15 protein-coding genes are annotated in these 16,779 nt (G+C 42.7%); 14 read left to right on the top strand and 1 reads right to left on the bottom strand.

What is annotated here, in order from left to right; translation table 11 throughout:
- The first annotated feature begins 5 nt into the window (after positions 1-5).
- The 11 genes from ACIROD_RS04580 (at position 6) to ACIROD_RS04530 (ending at position 13,125) form a co-directional block, all read left to right on the top strand.
- Positions 6-989, top strand: coding sequence for an alpha-ketoacid dehydrogenase subunit beta (locus ACIROD_RS04580; RefSeq protein WP_101222514.1), 984 nt, complete (start codon positions 6-8; stop codon positions 987-989).
- A gap of 26 nt (positions 990-1,015) precedes the next feature.
- Positions 1,016-2,302, top strand: a complete 1,287-nt coding sequence (locus tag ACIROD_RS04575; protein WP_402938328.1) for a dihydrolipoamide acetyltransferase family protein — start codon at positions 1,016-1,018, stop codon at positions 2,300-2,302.
- Positions 2,303-2,903: 601 nt separating this feature from the next.
- Complete coding sequence (locus ACIROD_RS04570) at positions 2,904-4,820, top strand: methylmalonyl-CoA mutase family protein (protein ID WP_402938325.1); 1,917 nt, start codon at positions 2,904-2,906, stop codon at positions 4,818-4,820.
- Position 4,821: 1 nt separating this feature from the next.
- Complete coding sequence (gene scpA, locus ACIROD_RS04565; protein ID WP_101222511.1) at positions 4,822-7,014, top strand: methylmalonyl-CoA mutase; 2,193 nt, start codon at positions 4,822-4,824, stop codon at positions 7,012-7,014.
- Positions 7,014-8,141, top strand: a complete 1,128-nt coding sequence (gene meaB / locus ACIROD_RS04560; RefSeq protein ID WP_402938322.1) for a methylmalonyl Co-A mutase-associated GTPase MeaB — start codon at positions 7,014-7,016, stop codon at positions 8,139-8,141. Before scpA ends, meaB begins: the two co-directional genes overlap by 1 nt.
- A gap of 210 nt (positions 8,142-8,351) precedes the next feature.
- Positions 8,352-8,789 (top strand): BrxA/BrxB family bacilliredoxin, encoded by a 438-nt coding sequence (locus tag ACIROD_RS04555; protein ID WP_034308239.1) that lies wholly within the window; start codon positions 8,352-8,354, stop codon positions 8,787-8,789.
- Between the two features lie 312 nt (positions 8,790-9,101).
- Positions 9,102-9,905, top strand: a complete 804-nt coding sequence (locus ACIROD_RS04550) for a transporter substrate-binding domain-containing protein (protein WP_170971507.1) — start codon at positions 9,102-9,104, stop codon at positions 9,903-9,905.
- 117 nt (positions 9,906-10,022) lie between these two features.
- On the top strand, positions 10,023-10,682 hold the full coding sequence (locus ACIROD_RS04545) for an amino acid ABC transporter permease (protein WP_101223460.1): 660 nt from the start codon (positions 10,023-10,025) through the stop codon (positions 10,680-10,682).
- Complete coding sequence (locus tag ACIROD_RS04540) at positions 10,675-11,397, top strand: amino acid ABC transporter ATP-binding protein (RefSeq protein WP_101222507.1); 723 nt, start codon at positions 10,675-10,677, stop codon at positions 11,395-11,397. The genes ACIROD_RS04545 and ACIROD_RS04540 overlap by 8 nt, the downstream gene beginning before the upstream one ends.
- A gap of 191 nt (positions 11,398-11,588) precedes the next feature.
- Positions 11,589-12,578: an aromatic acid exporter family protein gene (locus ACIROD_RS04535; RefSeq protein ID WP_402938317.1), complete on the top strand. Its 990-nt coding sequence runs from the start codon at positions 11,589-11,591 to the stop codon at positions 12,576-12,578.
- A gap of 31 nt (positions 12,579-12,609) precedes the next feature.
- The gene (locus ACIROD_RS04530) at positions 12,610-13,125 is read left to right on the top strand and encodes a L,D-transpeptidase (RefSeq protein WP_063233115.1); all 516 of its coding nucleotides are present in this window, start codon (positions 12,610-12,612) and stop codon (positions 13,123-13,125) included.
- A gap of 40 nt (positions 13,126-13,165) precedes the next feature.
- Here ACIROD_RS04530 and prli42 read toward each other — a convergent pair whose 3' ends face one another.
- Complete coding sequence (gene prli42, locus ACIROD_RS04525) at positions 13,166-13,261, bottom strand: stressosome-associated protein Prli42 (RefSeq protein ID WP_155726463.1); 96 nt, start codon at positions 13,259-13,261, stop codon at positions 13,166-13,168.
- 166 nt (positions 13,262-13,427) lie between these two features.
- Between prli42 and mce the strand changes: the two genes are divergently transcribed.
- The 3 genes from mce to ACIROD_RS04510 all read left to right on the top strand — a co-directional run bounded on the left by mce (position 13,428) and on the right by ACIROD_RS04510 (position 16,754).
- Positions 13,428-13,853, top strand: coding sequence for a methylmalonyl-CoA epimerase (gene mce, locus ACIROD_RS04520; protein WP_230176991.1), 426 nt, complete (start codon positions 13,428-13,430; stop codon positions 13,851-13,853).
- Positions 13,850-15,400, top strand: coding sequence for an acyl-CoA carboxylase subunit beta (locus tag ACIROD_RS04515; RefSeq protein WP_402938312.1), 1,551 nt, complete (start codon positions 13,850-13,852; stop codon positions 15,398-15,400). The genes mce and ACIROD_RS04515 overlap by 4 nt, the downstream gene beginning before the upstream one ends.
- A gap of 232 nt (positions 15,401-15,632) precedes the next feature.
- Positions 15,633-16,754, top strand: coding sequence for a tripeptidase T (locus ACIROD_RS04510; RefSeq protein ID WP_101222503.1), 1,122 nt, complete (start codon positions 15,633-15,635; stop codon positions 16,752-16,754).
- The last annotated feature ends 25 nt before the right edge of the window (positions 16,755-16,779 follow it).

Genomic DNA, 16,779 nt, shown 5'->3' with positions numbered 1-16,779 from the left:
ATAGAATGCCAGTGATTTCATATATAGATGCCGTGACAATGGCAATGAGGGAAGAGATGGAACGTGATTCCCGTGTATTCGTATTGGGTGAGGATGTAGGAAAAAAAGGTGGGGTCTTTAAAGCCACTAATGGTTTATACGACCAATTCGGTGAAGCCAGGGTCATCGATACCCCGCTCGCTGAATCTGCAATTGCAGGAGTTGGAATTGGAGCCGCCATGTATGGGCTTCGGCCGATAGCTGAGATGCAATTCGCTGATTTCATCATGCCTGCCATTAACCAAATCGTTTCGGAGGCAGCCAAAATTAGATATCGTTCTAATAATGACTGGAGCTGTCCAATGGTAATCCGTGCTCCATATGGCGGAGGGATTCATGGAGCTCTTTATCATTCACAATCGGTTGAAGCGATCTTTGCCAATCAGCCGGGTTTGAAAATAGTGATGCCTTCCACTCCTTATGATGTAAAGGGTTTGCTTAAAGCTGCCATTCGCGACGAAGATCCAGTGCTTTTCTTTGAACATAAACGCGCGTACCGCTTGATCAAGGGTGAGGTACCCACTGAAGATTATGTACTTCCCATCGGTAAGGCGGATGTGAAAAGGGAAGGGGAAGACATTACTGTCATCTCCTATGGCCTTTGTGTGCATTTTGCCCTTCAGGCAGCAGAAAAATTAGCTGCAGATGGAATTTCTGCACATGTTCTTGACTTGCGTACCGTCTATCCTTTGGATAAGGATGCTATCATAGAAGCGGCTTCTAAAACGGGGAAAGTATTACTGGTTACGGAAGATAATAAAGAAGGAAGCATCATGAGTGAGGTCGCAGCCATCATTGCCGAGCATTGCCTTTTTGATTTGGATGCCCCTGTAAAACGATTGGCCGGACCTGATGTACCAGCCATGCCATATGCGCCTACGATGGAAAAACAATTTATGGTGAATCCTGATAAAGTGGAAAAAGCAATGAGGGAATTGGCTGAGTATTAATGACTGTTAAGAAGGAGGAACGATTTATGGCTATGGAATTAATGAAGATGCCTCAACTAGGCGAAAGTGTCACAGAGGGAACCATCAGTAAATGGCTAGTGAAGCCTGGGGATCATGTCACGAAATACGATCCGCTAGCTGAAGTGATGACGGATAAAGTAAATGCTGAGGTTCCTTCCTCCTTTACGGGCATCATCAAGGAATTGAAAGCGGATGAGAATCAAACATTGGCAGTCGGGGAAGTCATTTGCTCGATTGAAGTCGAAACGGCAAAGACGGATAACGATAATGCTGGGCAAGCTGTTTCTCAGAATGAGGAAAATGTTGATGCACCTGTTACAAGAGAAGTGCAGCAAGCGGCCGAACCATCAAGGAAAGCTCGCTATTCGCCTGCCGTGTTAAAACTTTCCCAGGAGCATGGAATCGATCTTTCAAAGGTTAAAGGAACGGGGAATGAGGGACGGATCACCCGTAAAGATTTACTGAAACTTGTTGAATCAGGGAATCTTCCTAAGGCGGATGAGCCTTCCGTGATATCCGATCCGGCTCCAAAAGAGGTCGCCCCTCAAGTTAGTCGTCAAACCAGTCCAGTAACAAATGTGCCGACTGCTGCTGGTGACAAGGAAATACCCGTTACCGGAATCCGTAAGGCAATTGCGTCCAATATGTTGAAAAGTAAGCACGAAATCCCGCATGCTTGGACGATGGTGGAAGTTGACGCAAGCAATATGGTGAAATTGCGTGATAATCTAAAATCCGACTTTAAACAAAAAGAAGGCTATAATTTAACGTACTTTGCCTTTTTCGTAAAAGCGGTTGCTCAAGCCCTTACGGAATTTCCAGAGCTCAATTCGATGTGGGCAGGCGAAAAAATCATACAAAAGAAAGAAATCAATATATCGATAGCCGTTGCAACTGAAGATGCATTATTTGTACCGGTCATTAAAAATGCAGATGAAAAATCAATCAAAGGTATAGCAAGGGAGATACAGGAACTTGCATCCAAAGTGAAGTCGGGTAAGTTAAAAGCAGAGGATATGCAAGGTGGTACGTTCACTGTTAATAACACTGGCTCATTCGGCTCTGTCCAGTCCATGGGAATCATCAATTATCCACAGGCGGCCATTTTACAAGTTGAAACGATTGTAAAACGCCCAGTGGTCATAAATGACATGATTGCAGTACGAGATATGGTAAATCTCTGTTTATCACTTGATCATCGTGTTTTGGACGGACTGGTATGCGGACGATTCCTCGCGAGGGTTAAAGAAATCATCGAAAAGATTTCCAAAGATAACACTTCCATTTACTAAAATGAAAAAAAGGAAGGCCGAGGGTTATTCCTTTAGACTGTAGGCAAACTCGATGAATCGAGTTTGCCTACAGTTTTTTTATGATTGCTACAATTTGAACGTTGTTTGGAACTCCAGGCATGGGGTTCCACTGGACGAGCTCTTCCAAGCAGGAGTCTCGCAAACCCGTTTCAATCACCATTGTTCTAAAATTTTGAAACCATACCTAAGGTGATGAGGGTGGTTCCTGAACTTCATTTAGTCTAGCAGTTATCGATTTCCCTTTCACTTTTGATTTAGTCAAAGATGAAGTATGCCGATTCGTTCGCCAAAGTTTAACCCAGTCATTTCTCTTTTCCGTAGAAAAACATCGACAAAAATTTTATTTTTGCTATTATTTTATTAAGAGCTGTTCTAATACAGATCAGGGCTGTACTTGATTTATAAAGAGGCGAAATAGGCTAGTGTTTTCCCTTATAACAGATTTGCTAATTTCTATTGTCTTAAATTTCAAGAAAAATATGGTAGAATGTTAGTATAATCCAGATTAAATTGACGGGAGGGTGGTTTTCTTATCCAAAACTGACTGAGCGTTCGTTCTCCCAATGAAGGGACAGGGCGTATGAGGCGGCAAAAGATAAGAAAGCGATTACAGATGGAACTGAAAGATGTAAAAAACATAACCTTTCCTAAGCCTTCTTTTGAAGAGTGGAAAGAAGCTGCGGAAGCAAGTTTAAAAGGGAAAAGTGTAGAAAAGCTAAAAACGAATACATATGAGGGCATCACTTTATATCCGCTCTATACAGAAAAGGCGGAATCAACGGAAAAAGTAGCTGAAGCTGAATTTCCAGGATTCTTCCCTTTCACCCGAGGAACGTCCCCAACGGGATATCATGAGAAACCTTGGCTTGTCGTTCAACCTGTAAGCGGTATCACGGCTGAAGAAGCAAATGAAAAGATGAAGGCTTCATTCAAGCGCGGTCAAAATGTCGTGGCATACCCTGCACGATTGCTTGCCGAGGGAGCAAGGGCTGAAAAATTGTTTAAGGATATCCCATTAAAAGAAATACCGGTTTTCATTGACCTTAAGGGGAAACAAAAAGGATTATTCCCTCATTTCAAAGCGGTTGCTGAAGCACAAAATACCCAAATGACAGGCGTTATTGCTGAAGATCCCATTGCAGAATGGCTCATTTGCGGTCAGCTGCCAGAAGATACGGATAACTATTTTGCAGACTGGCTGAAGACAATCCAAGATTATCAGAAGGTAGGCAGGGATTTAAAAACAGTTTTGATTAATACGGCAGTCTACCATAATGGAGGAGCCAATGCCGTACAAGAAATAGCTTACGGATTATCGGCAGCGGTCCAATATCTATTGGAAGGGCAAAAGCAAGGGCTTTCTATTGCTTCGGTTTCCGAAAGAATAGTATTCTCTTTTGCTGTGGATTCGAATTACTTCATGTCCATCGCTAAGCTACGGGCTGCAAGAAGGCTTTGGGCAGGTCTTGCAGAAGCTTTCGATACAGCATCTGACCATTTTAAAATGGAGATACATGCCGTTACTTCCGAGTTGACAGAAACGCTATATGATCAGCACGTCAATATTCTTCGGACAACAAACCAAGCTTTCGCTGCCGCAATTGGAGGCATTCAATATCTTCAAATTCATCCATTCACACACGCAACTGGTGAAACCGATGATTTCTCAGAAAGAATTGCCCGTAATATTCACTTGATTTTAAAAGAAGAAACAAATATCACAACAGTGGTCGATCCTGCTGGCGGTTCATGGTATGTTGAGCAACTAACGGATGAATTGGCTGAAAAGGCTTGGGCGAAATTCCTTGAAATCGATGCAGCTGGAGGGATTCTTGAGCTAATTAAACAAGGCACCCTTCAGAAGGAAATAGCTGAAGTTTACCAAGAAAAGGTTCAAAATGCGGCTTTCAGAAAAGAAAGTATCATCGGAACGAATGTATATCCGAATCCTGCTGATAAGATTAAAAACACGACACGGGATAACCATGTGTCATATATGAAAGTTGAGAAGCCAGTTGGCATTACACCACTTTACTTGGATCGGGTATCCATTCAGTTCGAACAGTTAAGGCTACGCAGTGAAAAGTATAAAGAAATAAGTGGAACGGCCCCAACTATTGGTTTAATTAATTTGAAAAATCTCAAATCTTATAAACCTCGTGCAGATTTCGTTACAAGTCTTGCTGCAGCAGGTGGTATTGAAACAACCGGCAGTAAGGGGTGTCAAACCGTTGAGGAAGCAGTCGATTATGTAGCTGCGACCAAGCTCCCTATCTATTGTGTTTGCGGCAGTGATGGTGACTATTCGGAATTGGCGCCAGTCACCATTAAAGAAATTAAAAAGCAATTCCCTGAAATCACTATTTATAGTGCCGGCAAGCAGCAAGAAGAATTTGAGATTACACTATGTGAAGCCGGAGTCAAAGATTTTATCCATGTCAAAACGAATGCAATAGCCATTTTATCGGAATTATTGCAGAAGCTGGGGGTGAACTGAAATGAAAAAACCGAATTTTTCTGCTATAAATCCTGCTAAGTCTGAGGTTAAAGGTACGGTGGAGGCATGGAAAAAGGAAGCCGAAAAAGCCGTTGGGAAAAACATTGAGGATCTTTTGTTTGAAACCAATGAACAAATAAAAATCAAACCGCTTTATATTGAGAAAGATAATCGTGACTTGGAGCATATGGAAAGTGTGCCAGGCATCGCTCCTTTTACAAGAGGACCGTATCCTTCGATGTATGTCAATCGTCCTTGGACGGTACGTCAGTATGCAGGTTTTTCGACTGCTGAGGAATCCAATGCGTTTTACAGACGTAACCTGGCGATGGGGCAAAAAGGGCTCTCAGTTGCCTTTGATTTAGCTACACACCGCGGTTATGACTCCGATCATCCACGCGTTGTCGGTGATGTGGGAAAGGCGGGAGTTGCCATTGATTCAATTCTTGACATGAAAATCCTATTTGACGGCATTCCGCTTGATCAAATGTCCGTGTCAATGACGATGAACGGCGCAGTATTACCCATTCTTGCATTTTATATCGTGACAGCTGAAGAACAAGGCGTAACACAGGATAAGCTTTCAGGCACGATTCAAAATGACATCTTAAAGGAATACATGGTTCGGAATACGTATATCTACCCACCTGAAATGTCCATGAAAATCATAGCTGATATATTTGAGTATACATCCAAATATATGCCCAAATTCAATTCCATTTCCATCTCCGGTTATCATCTGCAAGAAGCGGGGGCACCGGCTGATATCGAACTTGCCTATACGTTGGCTGATGGGCTTGAGTATGCACGTACCGGAATGAAAGCAGGTATTGATATCGATAAGTTCGCACCACGACTGTCATTCTTCTGGGCTGTAGGAATGAACTATTTCATGGAAGTCTCGAAAATGCGGGCGGCTCGTTTCATTTGGTCAAAACTGATGAAACAATTCGAGCCGAAAAATAATAAAGCGATGGCATTGAGAACCCATTCCCAAACCTCCGGCTGGAGCCTCTCCGAGCAGGATCCGTTTAACAATGTCGCAAGGACCCTTATTGAAGCGCATGCCGCTGCACTTGGGCATACACAGTCCCTGCATACGAACGCATTGGATGAGGCCATTGCCCTGCCAACGGATTTCTCGGCACGAATTGCACGTAATACACAGTTATATCTGCAGGAGGAAACGGGGATCACAAAAGTAATCGATCCATGGGCGGGTTCATACTATGTAGAATCACTCACAAATGAATTGATCGAACGGGCTTGGGCTCACATAGAAGAAATCGAAGGCCTTGGCGGAATGGCGAAGGCTATTGAAACCGGCCTTCCAAAAATGAGGATCGAGGAAGCCGCTGCAAAGCGTCAGGCTAAAATCGATTCTCAGGATGAAACGATCGTAGGTGTAAATAAGTATCGTTTGAAAAAAGAAGATCCGATTGAAATACTGGAGATTGATAATACAGCAGTTCGCGAAAGTCAGCTTAAGCGTTTGAGCGAATTAAAAGCGAAACGTGATCAGGAAAAGGTGGATGAAGCCCTTCAAGCGCTATCCATGGCTGCCAGAACTGGCGAAGGCAATCTTCTTGAACTGGCTGTGCAAGCTGCAAGAGTACGGGCTTCATTAGGTGAAATCTCCGATGCGATTGAGGAGGTTGCTGGACGTCACAAAGCAACGATCCGTTCTATCAGCGGTGTATACAGCTCGGCATACTCAAAGGAAGCGGAAATTGAAGAAGTCGTCCGCATGACGGAAGAGTTTCTTGAAAATGAAGGAAGAAGACCGCGTTTGTTAATGGCTAAAATGGGTCAGGACGGTCATGATCGCGGAGCTAAAGTAGTCGGAACGGGGTTTGCGGATTTGGGCTATGATGTCGATATCGGTCCATTATTCCAAACACCGAAAGAAACCGCCATCCAGGCCGTGGAAAATGATGTGCATGTAGTCGGAATGAGTTCGCTTGCTGCCGGCCATAAAACATTGTTGCCGCAGCTTATGACGGAACTGAAGAACTTGGGACGTGAGGACATTATAGTGATCGTAGGCGGCGTCATCCCTGCACAGGATTATGATTACCTAATGGAAAATGGAGCTACAGCCATTTTTGGACCTGGTACGGTCATTCCGCAGGCAGCAAAGAAAGTGCTTCAGGAAATATACAATCGCCTCGGATATGAGGAAGTGGCTCAATAATGAGTGAAGACAAGAAGCCCGAATGGGTCGATCAAAACAATCAAGAAGGTTTTGCTTCTTCATTAAAGCCAGGTGTAGAATTAGCAGCAAGCCATAACAAACCTTCTAAAAGCAAATTCGTCAAAAAACATAATGTAAACATACCGGTCCATGAACTTAAAGAGGGAATCATAAAAGGTGACAGGGCCAAGCTGGCTAAAGGGATTACATTGGTTGAAAGCAATGCATCCCACCACTTGGATCATGCACAGGAATTATTGCATAGCATCCTTCCTCATACAGGAAATTCGATTCGCATCGGGATTTCCGGAGTGCCCGGTGCCGGAAAAAGTACCTTCATCGAGACGTTCGGAACCTATTTGTGTGACAGGGGCCATAAGGTTGCCGTTCTAGCCGTCGATCCAAGCTCTTCGATCAATGGCGGAAGTATACTAGGCGATAAGACAAGGATGGAGGAGCTGGCAAGAAACCCCTATGCCTTCATAAGACCCTCTCCATCCGAAGGCACTCTAGGAGGAGTTCACCGCAAAACGAGGGAAACGATGTTGCTTTGTGAAGCGGCAGGATTTGATGTGATACTGATTGAAACGGTCGGTGTCGGTCAGAGTGAAGCTATAGTTCGAAGTATGGTCGACTTCTTCATGCTCCTTGTCCTTACAGGTGCCGGAGATGAATTACAAGGGATGAAAAAAGGTATTCTGGAACTTGTGGACGGAATTGTGGTCAATAAAGCCGATGGAGAGAACATTCCGCTGGCGATTAGGACGAAGTCCGAATATAGCAGAATCTTGCACTTCCTTCAGCCAGCAACAAAGGGTTGGGCAGGAAAGGCATATACTTGTTCAGCCATAACCGGTAAAGGAATTCCTGAGCTTTGGGATGTAATGAATGAATTTTCCGATTTGACCAAGGAATCGGGTGTTTTTCAAGAACGGAGAAGAATGCAATCTAAGGAATGGCTTTATTCATTGATGGATCACCAGCTTAAAATGATGTTTTATAAAAATGAAACAGTCAAGAGTCTTCTCCCAATTCTCGAGAATCAAGTGATGTCAGGGAATAAAACGGTCACTGCTGCTGTTAAGCAGGCCTTTCAATCTTTTACCGATACATTTAAGTCAAATTAAAAAGAAATGGGATGAGGCAGGCGTGGATTGTCTCCCACGCCTGCCCCATCCTTTTGTAAGTCTTGTTGTTACACACATGATTCCCGCTTACCTTTCGTTTTAAACGTGTTCGGAAATGGTTTATGCAGTTTTGACAGGTAAATTTATTGAATCACGAAGTCGCAATTGTTATGATAGGATTGAAGAGAAAACTTGGAAGGAGCACATGCCATGAATATGGATTTTAATTTTTTAATGAACGACGTAGTCAAACAGGCTCGCGATGAGATAAAGACTGCTGGATATACAGAATTGACTACTCCCGAGGAAGTTGAGGAAGTATTTGCACAAAAAGGAACGACACTTGTTATGGTCAACTCCGTTTGTGGCTGCGCCGGGGGAATAGCTAGACCTGCAGCGGCACATGCAATCCATAATGATAAACGCCCAGATCAGCTTGTAACCGTTTTTGCTGGGCAAGATAAAGAGGCGACGGAGAAAGCCCGTGATTATTTCGAAGGATATCCGCCGTCATCTCCATCATTTGCATTGCTTAAGGATGGAAAAATCATCACGATGATAGAGCGCCATGAAATTGAAGGACACCACCCGATGTCTGTAGTAGAAAAATTACAAGACTACTTCGATCAATATTGCGAAGAAGTGTAACCCATAGCGATAACCTAAAAAACCCGCCCAATCGGCGGGTTTTTTTATTCATGAATCTGCATAAATAAGGAACGTTTAGGAAAGAAGATAGATAAGGAAGCCGAAATATTCCCTTTAAGGAAAAAGCGTGAATCCAGAAATGGAATTATAGTAATATTCTGAAAAATGAATCTATTATTTACGTTATTGAATAATTATTAGAGTGTGTTAAAATACACATTAGTGTATGAATATTAGTTATTCAAATTTTAACTAAACCGAATTTAATAACAAGAGAATTGAAAATATCATTTTGGAGGAATAATAATGAAGTTGAAAAAGCAGTTAGCATTGTTGCTTACTTCTGTTTTATTAGTAGGTATTTTAGCGGCATGCGGAACATCAGAGAAAGAAGATAAGAACACAGCTGACAAAGAAGACAAAAAGGTTCTGGTAATGGGAACATCTGCGGATTATCCGCCATTTGAATTTGTTGAAACGTCTAAAAGTGATGAAATCAAAGGATTTGACATTGATATCGCTAAAGCAATCGGAAAAAAATTAGGTTATGAAGTCCAAGTGAAGGACATTGACTTTAATAGTCTTGTTCCTGCTCTGGAAAATAAATCGGTCGATTTCGTTATCTCTGGAATGACTCCAACTGAAAAACGTGAGCAATCAGTCGATTTCAGTGATATTTACTATACAGCTAAAAACATGATCATCACGACAGAGGACAGTAAGATCAAAACTGTTGAAGATTTAAAAGGGAAAACGGTAGGCGTACAGCTTGCATCCATCCAGGAGACATTGGCAAATGATTTGAATAAATCCCAAAATATCGGGATGAAAGTTGAAAAACGGAATCGTATTCCAGAAGTTGTTCAAGAAATGTCAACAGGACGTTTTGACGCCGTGATCATGGAAGATACTGTTGCAAAAGGCTACTTGAAAGATAATAAAGAATTGGTGGGCCATGTGATCGAGTCTGGTGATCAAGATGCCGGTTCGGCAATCGCATTCCAAAAAGGAAGCAAGTTAACTGAAGAATTCAATGCCGAGTTGAAAAAAATGATGGAAAATGGCGAAATGGAAAAATTAATATTAAAATGGTTCGGTGGCAGTGAAACTGAATAAAACAGAGAGATGAAAAGCGTTCAGAATGCCTTCTGAACGTTTTTCCGCGCTTTATTGTTAATAAAATGAAGCAGGAGAAAGGCCCGTTAACGGCCTTCATAAGAGAGGATGAATGGAGTGAATCTTGAATTTGAAAGGATTATTCCTTCCCTTCCATATATCCTGGAGGGGATACCGACTACATTAAAGGTTGTAGCGGTAGCGGCAGTAATCGGATTTGTTTTGGGAATATTATTATCTATACTTAAGATCAGCAGAATCAAGCCCTTAAATTGGATTGCTGACTTTTATACATCCATTTTTCGCGGTACCCCTTTAGTGCTGCAATTAATGCTGATTTATTTTGGTTCACCACAAATATTAGGGATTCAAATCGAAGCGTTCCAAGCAGCATTTTTAGCATTCGGGCTAAATTCAGCAGCATACATCTCTGAAATTATCAGGGGAGGCATTTTAGCTGTCGATAAAGGCCAACGCGAGGCTTCGCTTGCACTTGGTGTTCCCTATTCAGGAATGATGCTTAATATTATCCTACCGCAGGCCATCAAGAATATCCTGCCATCCCTTGTGAACGAATTGATTTCCTTAACGAAGGAATCAGCCGTCGTCACCATTATTGGATTAGGGGATATCATGCGCCGTTCTTATATTGTCGGCGGTGAGACATATAAATTCTTCGAGCCGATATTATTTGCCGGCCTCATTTATTATGTGATGGTCATGGTTCTCACCATCTTAGGCAAAGTGATTGAAAGGAGAATGAGACGCAGTGATTAAAATTGATGGACTCAAAAAAAACTATGGCAAGCTCGAGGTATTAAAAGGAATCAGCACCGAGATAGGGCAAGGTGAAGTGTTAGCGATCATCGGTCCATCAGGGTCGGGAAAATCAACTTTCTTGCGCTGCATCAATATGCTGGAAACTCCAACTGATGGTCAAATCAGGTTTAAAGATCAAATCATCACTGAAAAAAAGACCAATATCATGAAGGTGCGTGAAAATGTCGGAATGGTATTTCAGCATTTTCATTTATTTCCGCATAAAACCGTACTGGAGAATCTGACATATGCACCAATGAAGGTGAAAAAATTATCAAAGGCCGAGGCTGTAAAACAAGCTCGTGAGCTTTTGACTAAAGTCGGTTTGGCCGATAAAGAATCGGCTTATCCAAATCGACTGTCAGGCGGACAAAAACAAAGGGTCGCTATTGCACGGGCATTGGCAATGAACCCGGAAGTAATGCTTTTCGATGAGCCGACTTCAGCGCTTGATCCCGAAATGGTAAAAGAAGTGCTTGAGGTTATGAAGTCACTGGCACATACGGGGATGACCATGCTGATCGTAACGCATGAAATGGGGTTTGCCAAAGAAGTGGCCGATCGAGTACTATTCCTGGACGGAGGTCTGCTCGTTGAGGAAAGTGCTCCGCAAGAATTCTTTACCAATCCGAAAAGCCAGCGTGCAAAAGACTTTTTGGAAAAAGTTTTATAAGTTAAAGTGAATAGTATATAATTGTGAAAAAAGGTAACGTTTAGGTTACCTTTTTTATTTTTTTCCTATAATGTATTTTTGCGTGAATGTATTTAGAAAAATTGGAAATTTAACTCGCAAAGGACTGTGAAAATATCTCATTTCCTGATAGTATTATAATAGATAGAGAAAGAGCCAGGTGATACATAACAATGTTTAAAATCGGATACAGGACGATTAAAACTGCTTTGGGGGCCACCCTGGCAATTATTATTGCACAAATGCTTAATCTCGAATATTTCTCTGCTGCGGGAATCATTGCGATCTTATGCATTCAAGTTACGAAAAAGAAGTCGGTGTATGCCTCCTGGCACCGGTTATTAGCTTGTTTGATTGCAATGGCCTATGCATCCCTATTGTTTCAGTTCATCGCATTCCACCCGCTGGTAATAGGTTTGATCCTCTTGATTTTCATTCCAACGACAGTTGCCTTGAAGATTAATGAGGGGATTGTAACGAGCAGCGTCATCATCATGCACCTATATGGGTCTGGTGACATCACTTTTTCCCTGCTGATCAATGAAACGATATTAATTGCAGTTGGAGTTGGAGTGGCGCTTGTCATGAACCTGTACATGCCCAGTGTCGATGACAAACTGCTGGCCTATCAGGAAAGTATCGAAACTAATTTTAGTGCGATCTTGATGGGGATTGTCCGCTACTTAAGGGATAATGATCACACATGGGATGGTAAGGAAATCACCGAAACGGCCAATCTTCTTAATCAGGCCAAAAGCCTTGCCTTCAGGGATGTGGAAAATCATTTTTTAAGGGAAGAAGACCTGTATTACCATTATTTCAAAATGCGTGAAAAGCAATTTGAAATAATTGAACGAATTCTTCCCCTAGTCACGAATATTCCGTTGGTCGTCAAGCAAAGCGGGATAGTGGCTGATTTTATAGAAGATTTGGCAGAAAACGTCCACCCGCAAAATACGGCCATTCTTTATCTGAAAAAACTTGAAGAAATGGAGATTCATTTTAGGGGAATGGCACTGCCGCAGACACGGGAAGAGTTCGAATCCAGGGCCGCATTACTGCAGCTCATGAAGGAAATGGAGCGCTATTTATTGTTGAAGCATTCTTTCAAGGGGTTGCCCGAGCTGACCAGCAACCGAATGAAAAAGAGGCACTTGGCTTAAACTAAGCAAAAAAGTAAAGGAATTGATACAAATGAAATGGATCCTTTCTTTGTTGCTTATGCTATCGTTGTGGCCGCTTCAGGTACAGGCCCAACCTCAGTCGGTCAAGCCTGGCGATCCGTTTATCATCATCAATAAAGCCAACAATAAATTGGCGTTCATTGATGATAACGAGGTCAAGGAGATTCTGCCGGTCGGTACGGGAAAGAGTCAGGAACTGACGCCTGAAGGGATTTTCACGGTAAAAGTAAAAGCGGTCAATCCATATTACCGGAAAAAGAATATTCCTGGAGGCGATCCAAGGAACCCTCTCGGGTCGCGGTGGATTGGATTCGATGCACGAAATACCGATGGGAGGATTTACGGCATCCATGGTACGAATCAGCCATCATCAATTGGTAAATACATATCAAATGGCTGTGTACGGATGCATAAATCCGATGTAGAGCGTTTGTACGAAAAAGTCCCCATCGGCACTAAGGTGTTGATCACCATATCGAACGAGGATTTCAAAACGTTGGCAAAGAAAAATGGAGCGATAAAATAAAGAGAGGGAAGCTTTGCTTCCCTCCCGATTACGGTGTCTATTACAAAAGAAATGCGATACCTGATAATAAGCTTGTTAATAACATTGAGATAAGCATTAAATACACGACGATTTTTCTGATTTTCTTGTTTCCCATATGCCCTCTCCCTTAAAACAGTTTAATTGATTTTATTTTAACTTGAACATTTAGTAGAAACAAGTAAAAGTATAATGTTCATATTATTCCGAATCTTAAAAGGTTTTATGCAAGATTAGTAGTATTTTAATGGAGTCATCCAATAATACATAGCATGGAGGTTTTTATGATGATTAAAAATATCGATCATATCGGTATTGCCGTCAAGTCCCTGGATGAAGCCTTGCCGCTTTACACGGAAACGTTGAAATTGCAACTTGAAGGAATCGAGACAGTGGAGAGCCAAGGAGTGAAAGTGGCCTTCATCCTGGCAGGCAATACGCGTTTGGAGTTGTTGGAAGCGTTATCACCGGCAAGCCCAATCGCCAAATTCATTGAAAAACGCGGTGAAGGGATTCATCATGTTGCCCTTGGGGTCGATGATATTGAAGATAGAATAAAGGAAATCAAAGAATCTGGATTGCGCATGATTGATGACTCATCAAGAAAGGGAGCGCACAATGCGAATGTTGCTTTCGTTCATCCCAAGTCAACCGCGGGTGTATTATATGAGCTTTGTGAACAAGCATTATCAAAGGAGGAGCAGGAATGACAGACATATATGATACAATCAATGACCTATATGACAGACGCCGTAAAGTGGAAATGGGCGGCGGTGAAGAAAGAATCGATAAGCAGCATGAAAAGGGAAAACTAACTGCAAGGGAAAGAATTGAACTTTTAGTTGATCCGGGTACTTTCATAGAGCTTAATCCTTTTATCAAACACCGTAATACCAATTTTGGCATGGAAAAGGAAGAAGGGCCGGGAGAAGGGGTTGTCACCGGTTACGGCAAGGTCAACGGCCGCGACATTTATCTGTTTTCACAGGATTTTACTGTTTTTGGCGGAGCACTCGGTGAAATGCATGCTCTGAAAATTGCCAATGTTATGGATTTGGCAGCGGAAAATGGAGCGCCATTCATTGGTTTGAACGATTCTGGCGGGGCTCGTATTCAAGAAGGTGTAGTTTCGCTTGACGGATATGGCCAAATATTTTACCGGAATTCGATTTATTCAGGGGTCATTCCACAGATTTCGGTTATTATGGGACCTTGTGCAGGCGGAGCCGTATATTCCCCAGCCATAACCGACTTTGTCTTCATGGTTGAAAAAACGAGCCAAATGTTCATAACAGGGCCTAAAGTCATTGAAACGGTTACAGGTGAAAAGATTTCATCTGAAGGATTGGGTGGAGCGACTGTACATAATACCATAAGCGGTAATGCCCATTTCAAGGGGGCATCTGAGGAGCAAGTACTGGCAGACGTTAGACGCCTCCTGAGCTATCTTCCACAAAATAATGAAGAGAAGCCGCCGGTTTTGGAAGCTGACGATGGAGATGACTACCGTCCGGACTTAACGGATGTAGTACCTTATGAAGGGATCCGTCCATATGATGTCCGGAAAGTATTGGAGCAGGTTGTCGATGAGGATTCCTTTATGGAAGTTCAAGAGGGTTTTGCAAAAAACATAGTTGTCGGCTTGGCGCGCATCAAAGGGAAATCAGTGGGGCTTGTCTGTAACCAGCCAAAGGTGTTGGCAGGGGGGCTTGATATTGATTCATCAGATAAGGCTGCCCGTTTCATTCGTTTCTGTGACTCGTTTAACATTCCGCTAATTACGTTTGAAGACGTTTCGGGTTTTTTCCCGGGCGTTAAACAAGAACATGGCGGGATCATTCGCCATGGTGCAAAGCTCCTGTATGCTTATTCGGAAGCGACAGTACCAAAATTGACGATCATCCTGCGTAAAGCATACGGAGGAGCTTACGTGGCACTTAATAGTAAATCCATCGGTGCGGATCTTACGTTTGCATGGCCGAATGCTGAAATTGCGGTAATGGGCTCTGCTGGAGCGGCAAATATCATTTTTGCCCGTGAAATACAAAATAGCGAAGATCCAGAGTCGACACGTGCAGCTAAAATTGAAGAATACCGTGAGAAGTTCGCCAATCCATATGTTGCCGCAAGTCTTGGAATGGTGGATGATGTTATTGATCCCCGTGAAACCAGGATTAAGATCATTCAATCTCTAGAAATGCTGCGCAACAAAAAAGAAACTCGACCATGGAAAAAACACGGAAATATCCCGTTGTGATCAACATGGAAAAGAGCCCAAACCATCTGTTTTGGGCTCTTTTCCATACTGGGAAGCTATCATTTTAAAGAAAACAATATTTAAGTCTTCATTCATCTTTTTAACAAGGCCCTCCGGCAGGGAAATGACCAGCATGTTTTATCAGGCTGGGTTCTTCCTATCACATTATTTGCCGGGGCGCGGCTTTTAGAAGTATAATTAAAGAGGAAAACTTTTTTGGAGGTTTTATTTTATGATTAATGAAGAACGTTTAGTTAATGAATTTATGGAATTGGTGCAGATTGATTCCGAAACGAAAAATGAAGCAGCCATCGCCAAAGTGCTGAAAGAAAAATTCGGGGCACTGGGTGTAGAAGTTTTTGAAGATGATACAACAGCAGTTACCGGTCATGGTGCAGGGAATTTAGTATGTACTTTAAAAGGAATGAAAGAAGGCGTAGATACCATTTATTTCACCTCCCATATGGATACGGTTGTTCCAGGGAACGGAATCAAGCCTTCCATCAAAGATGGATACATAGTGTCAGACGGAACGACCATTTTAGGGGCGGATGACAAAGCTGGATTAGCGGTCATGCTAGAAACGCTTAAAGTGTTGAAAGAACAGAATATCGAACATGGAACAATCGAATTCATCATAACAGTCGGTGAAGAATCTGGCTTGGTTGGTGCAAAGGCATTGGATCGCTCCCTTGTAACGGCTAAATTCGGTTTTGCACTTGATAGTGATGGAAAAGTGGGCAATGTGGTTGTTGCTGCACCTACTCAGGCGAAAGTGTCTGCAACCATTTTAGGCAAGACTGCTCACGCTGGTGTCGCTCCTGAGAAAGGCGTTTCGGCCATTACGATCGCTGCCAAAGCAATCTCTAGAATGCCATTAGGCAGAATCGACGAGGAAACGACAGCCAATATCGGACGTTTCCAGGGTGGACAGCAAACCAATATTGTTTGTGACCATGTGGAAATCCTTGCAGAAGCAAGATCCTTGATTCCTGAAAAAATGGAAATACAGGTAGCGAAAATGAAAGAGGCATTTGAGACTGCAGCCATTGAAATGGGCGGACGTGCTGAAGTTGAAGTTAACGTCATGTATCCTGGTTTTAAATATGGTGCTGGTGATCATGTAGTCGAAATTGCAAGGAAGGCAGCAGAGAAAATCGGCCGTCCATGCGAGCTGGTTAAAAGCGGCGGAGGAAGCGATGCGAATGTCATTGCAGGCTTTGGCATCCCTACTGTCAATCTCGCAGTGGGCTATGAAGATATCCATACTACGAATGAAAGAATTCCGGTTGAGGAATTAACGAAGCTAGCTGAAATGGTCGTCGCTATCATCAAAGAAGTATCAGGGGAATAATCACCTGCAATATGACAGTGTAATG

The sequence above is a fragment of the Peribacillus sp. NPDC101481 genome, assembly GCF_044767165.1.
Lineage (GTDB): Bacteria > Bacillota > Bacilli > Bacillales > DSM-1321 > Peribacillus.
Note: the sequence above shows the minus strand (reverse complement) of the source record. Positions and strands in the feature narration are given on the sequence as shown.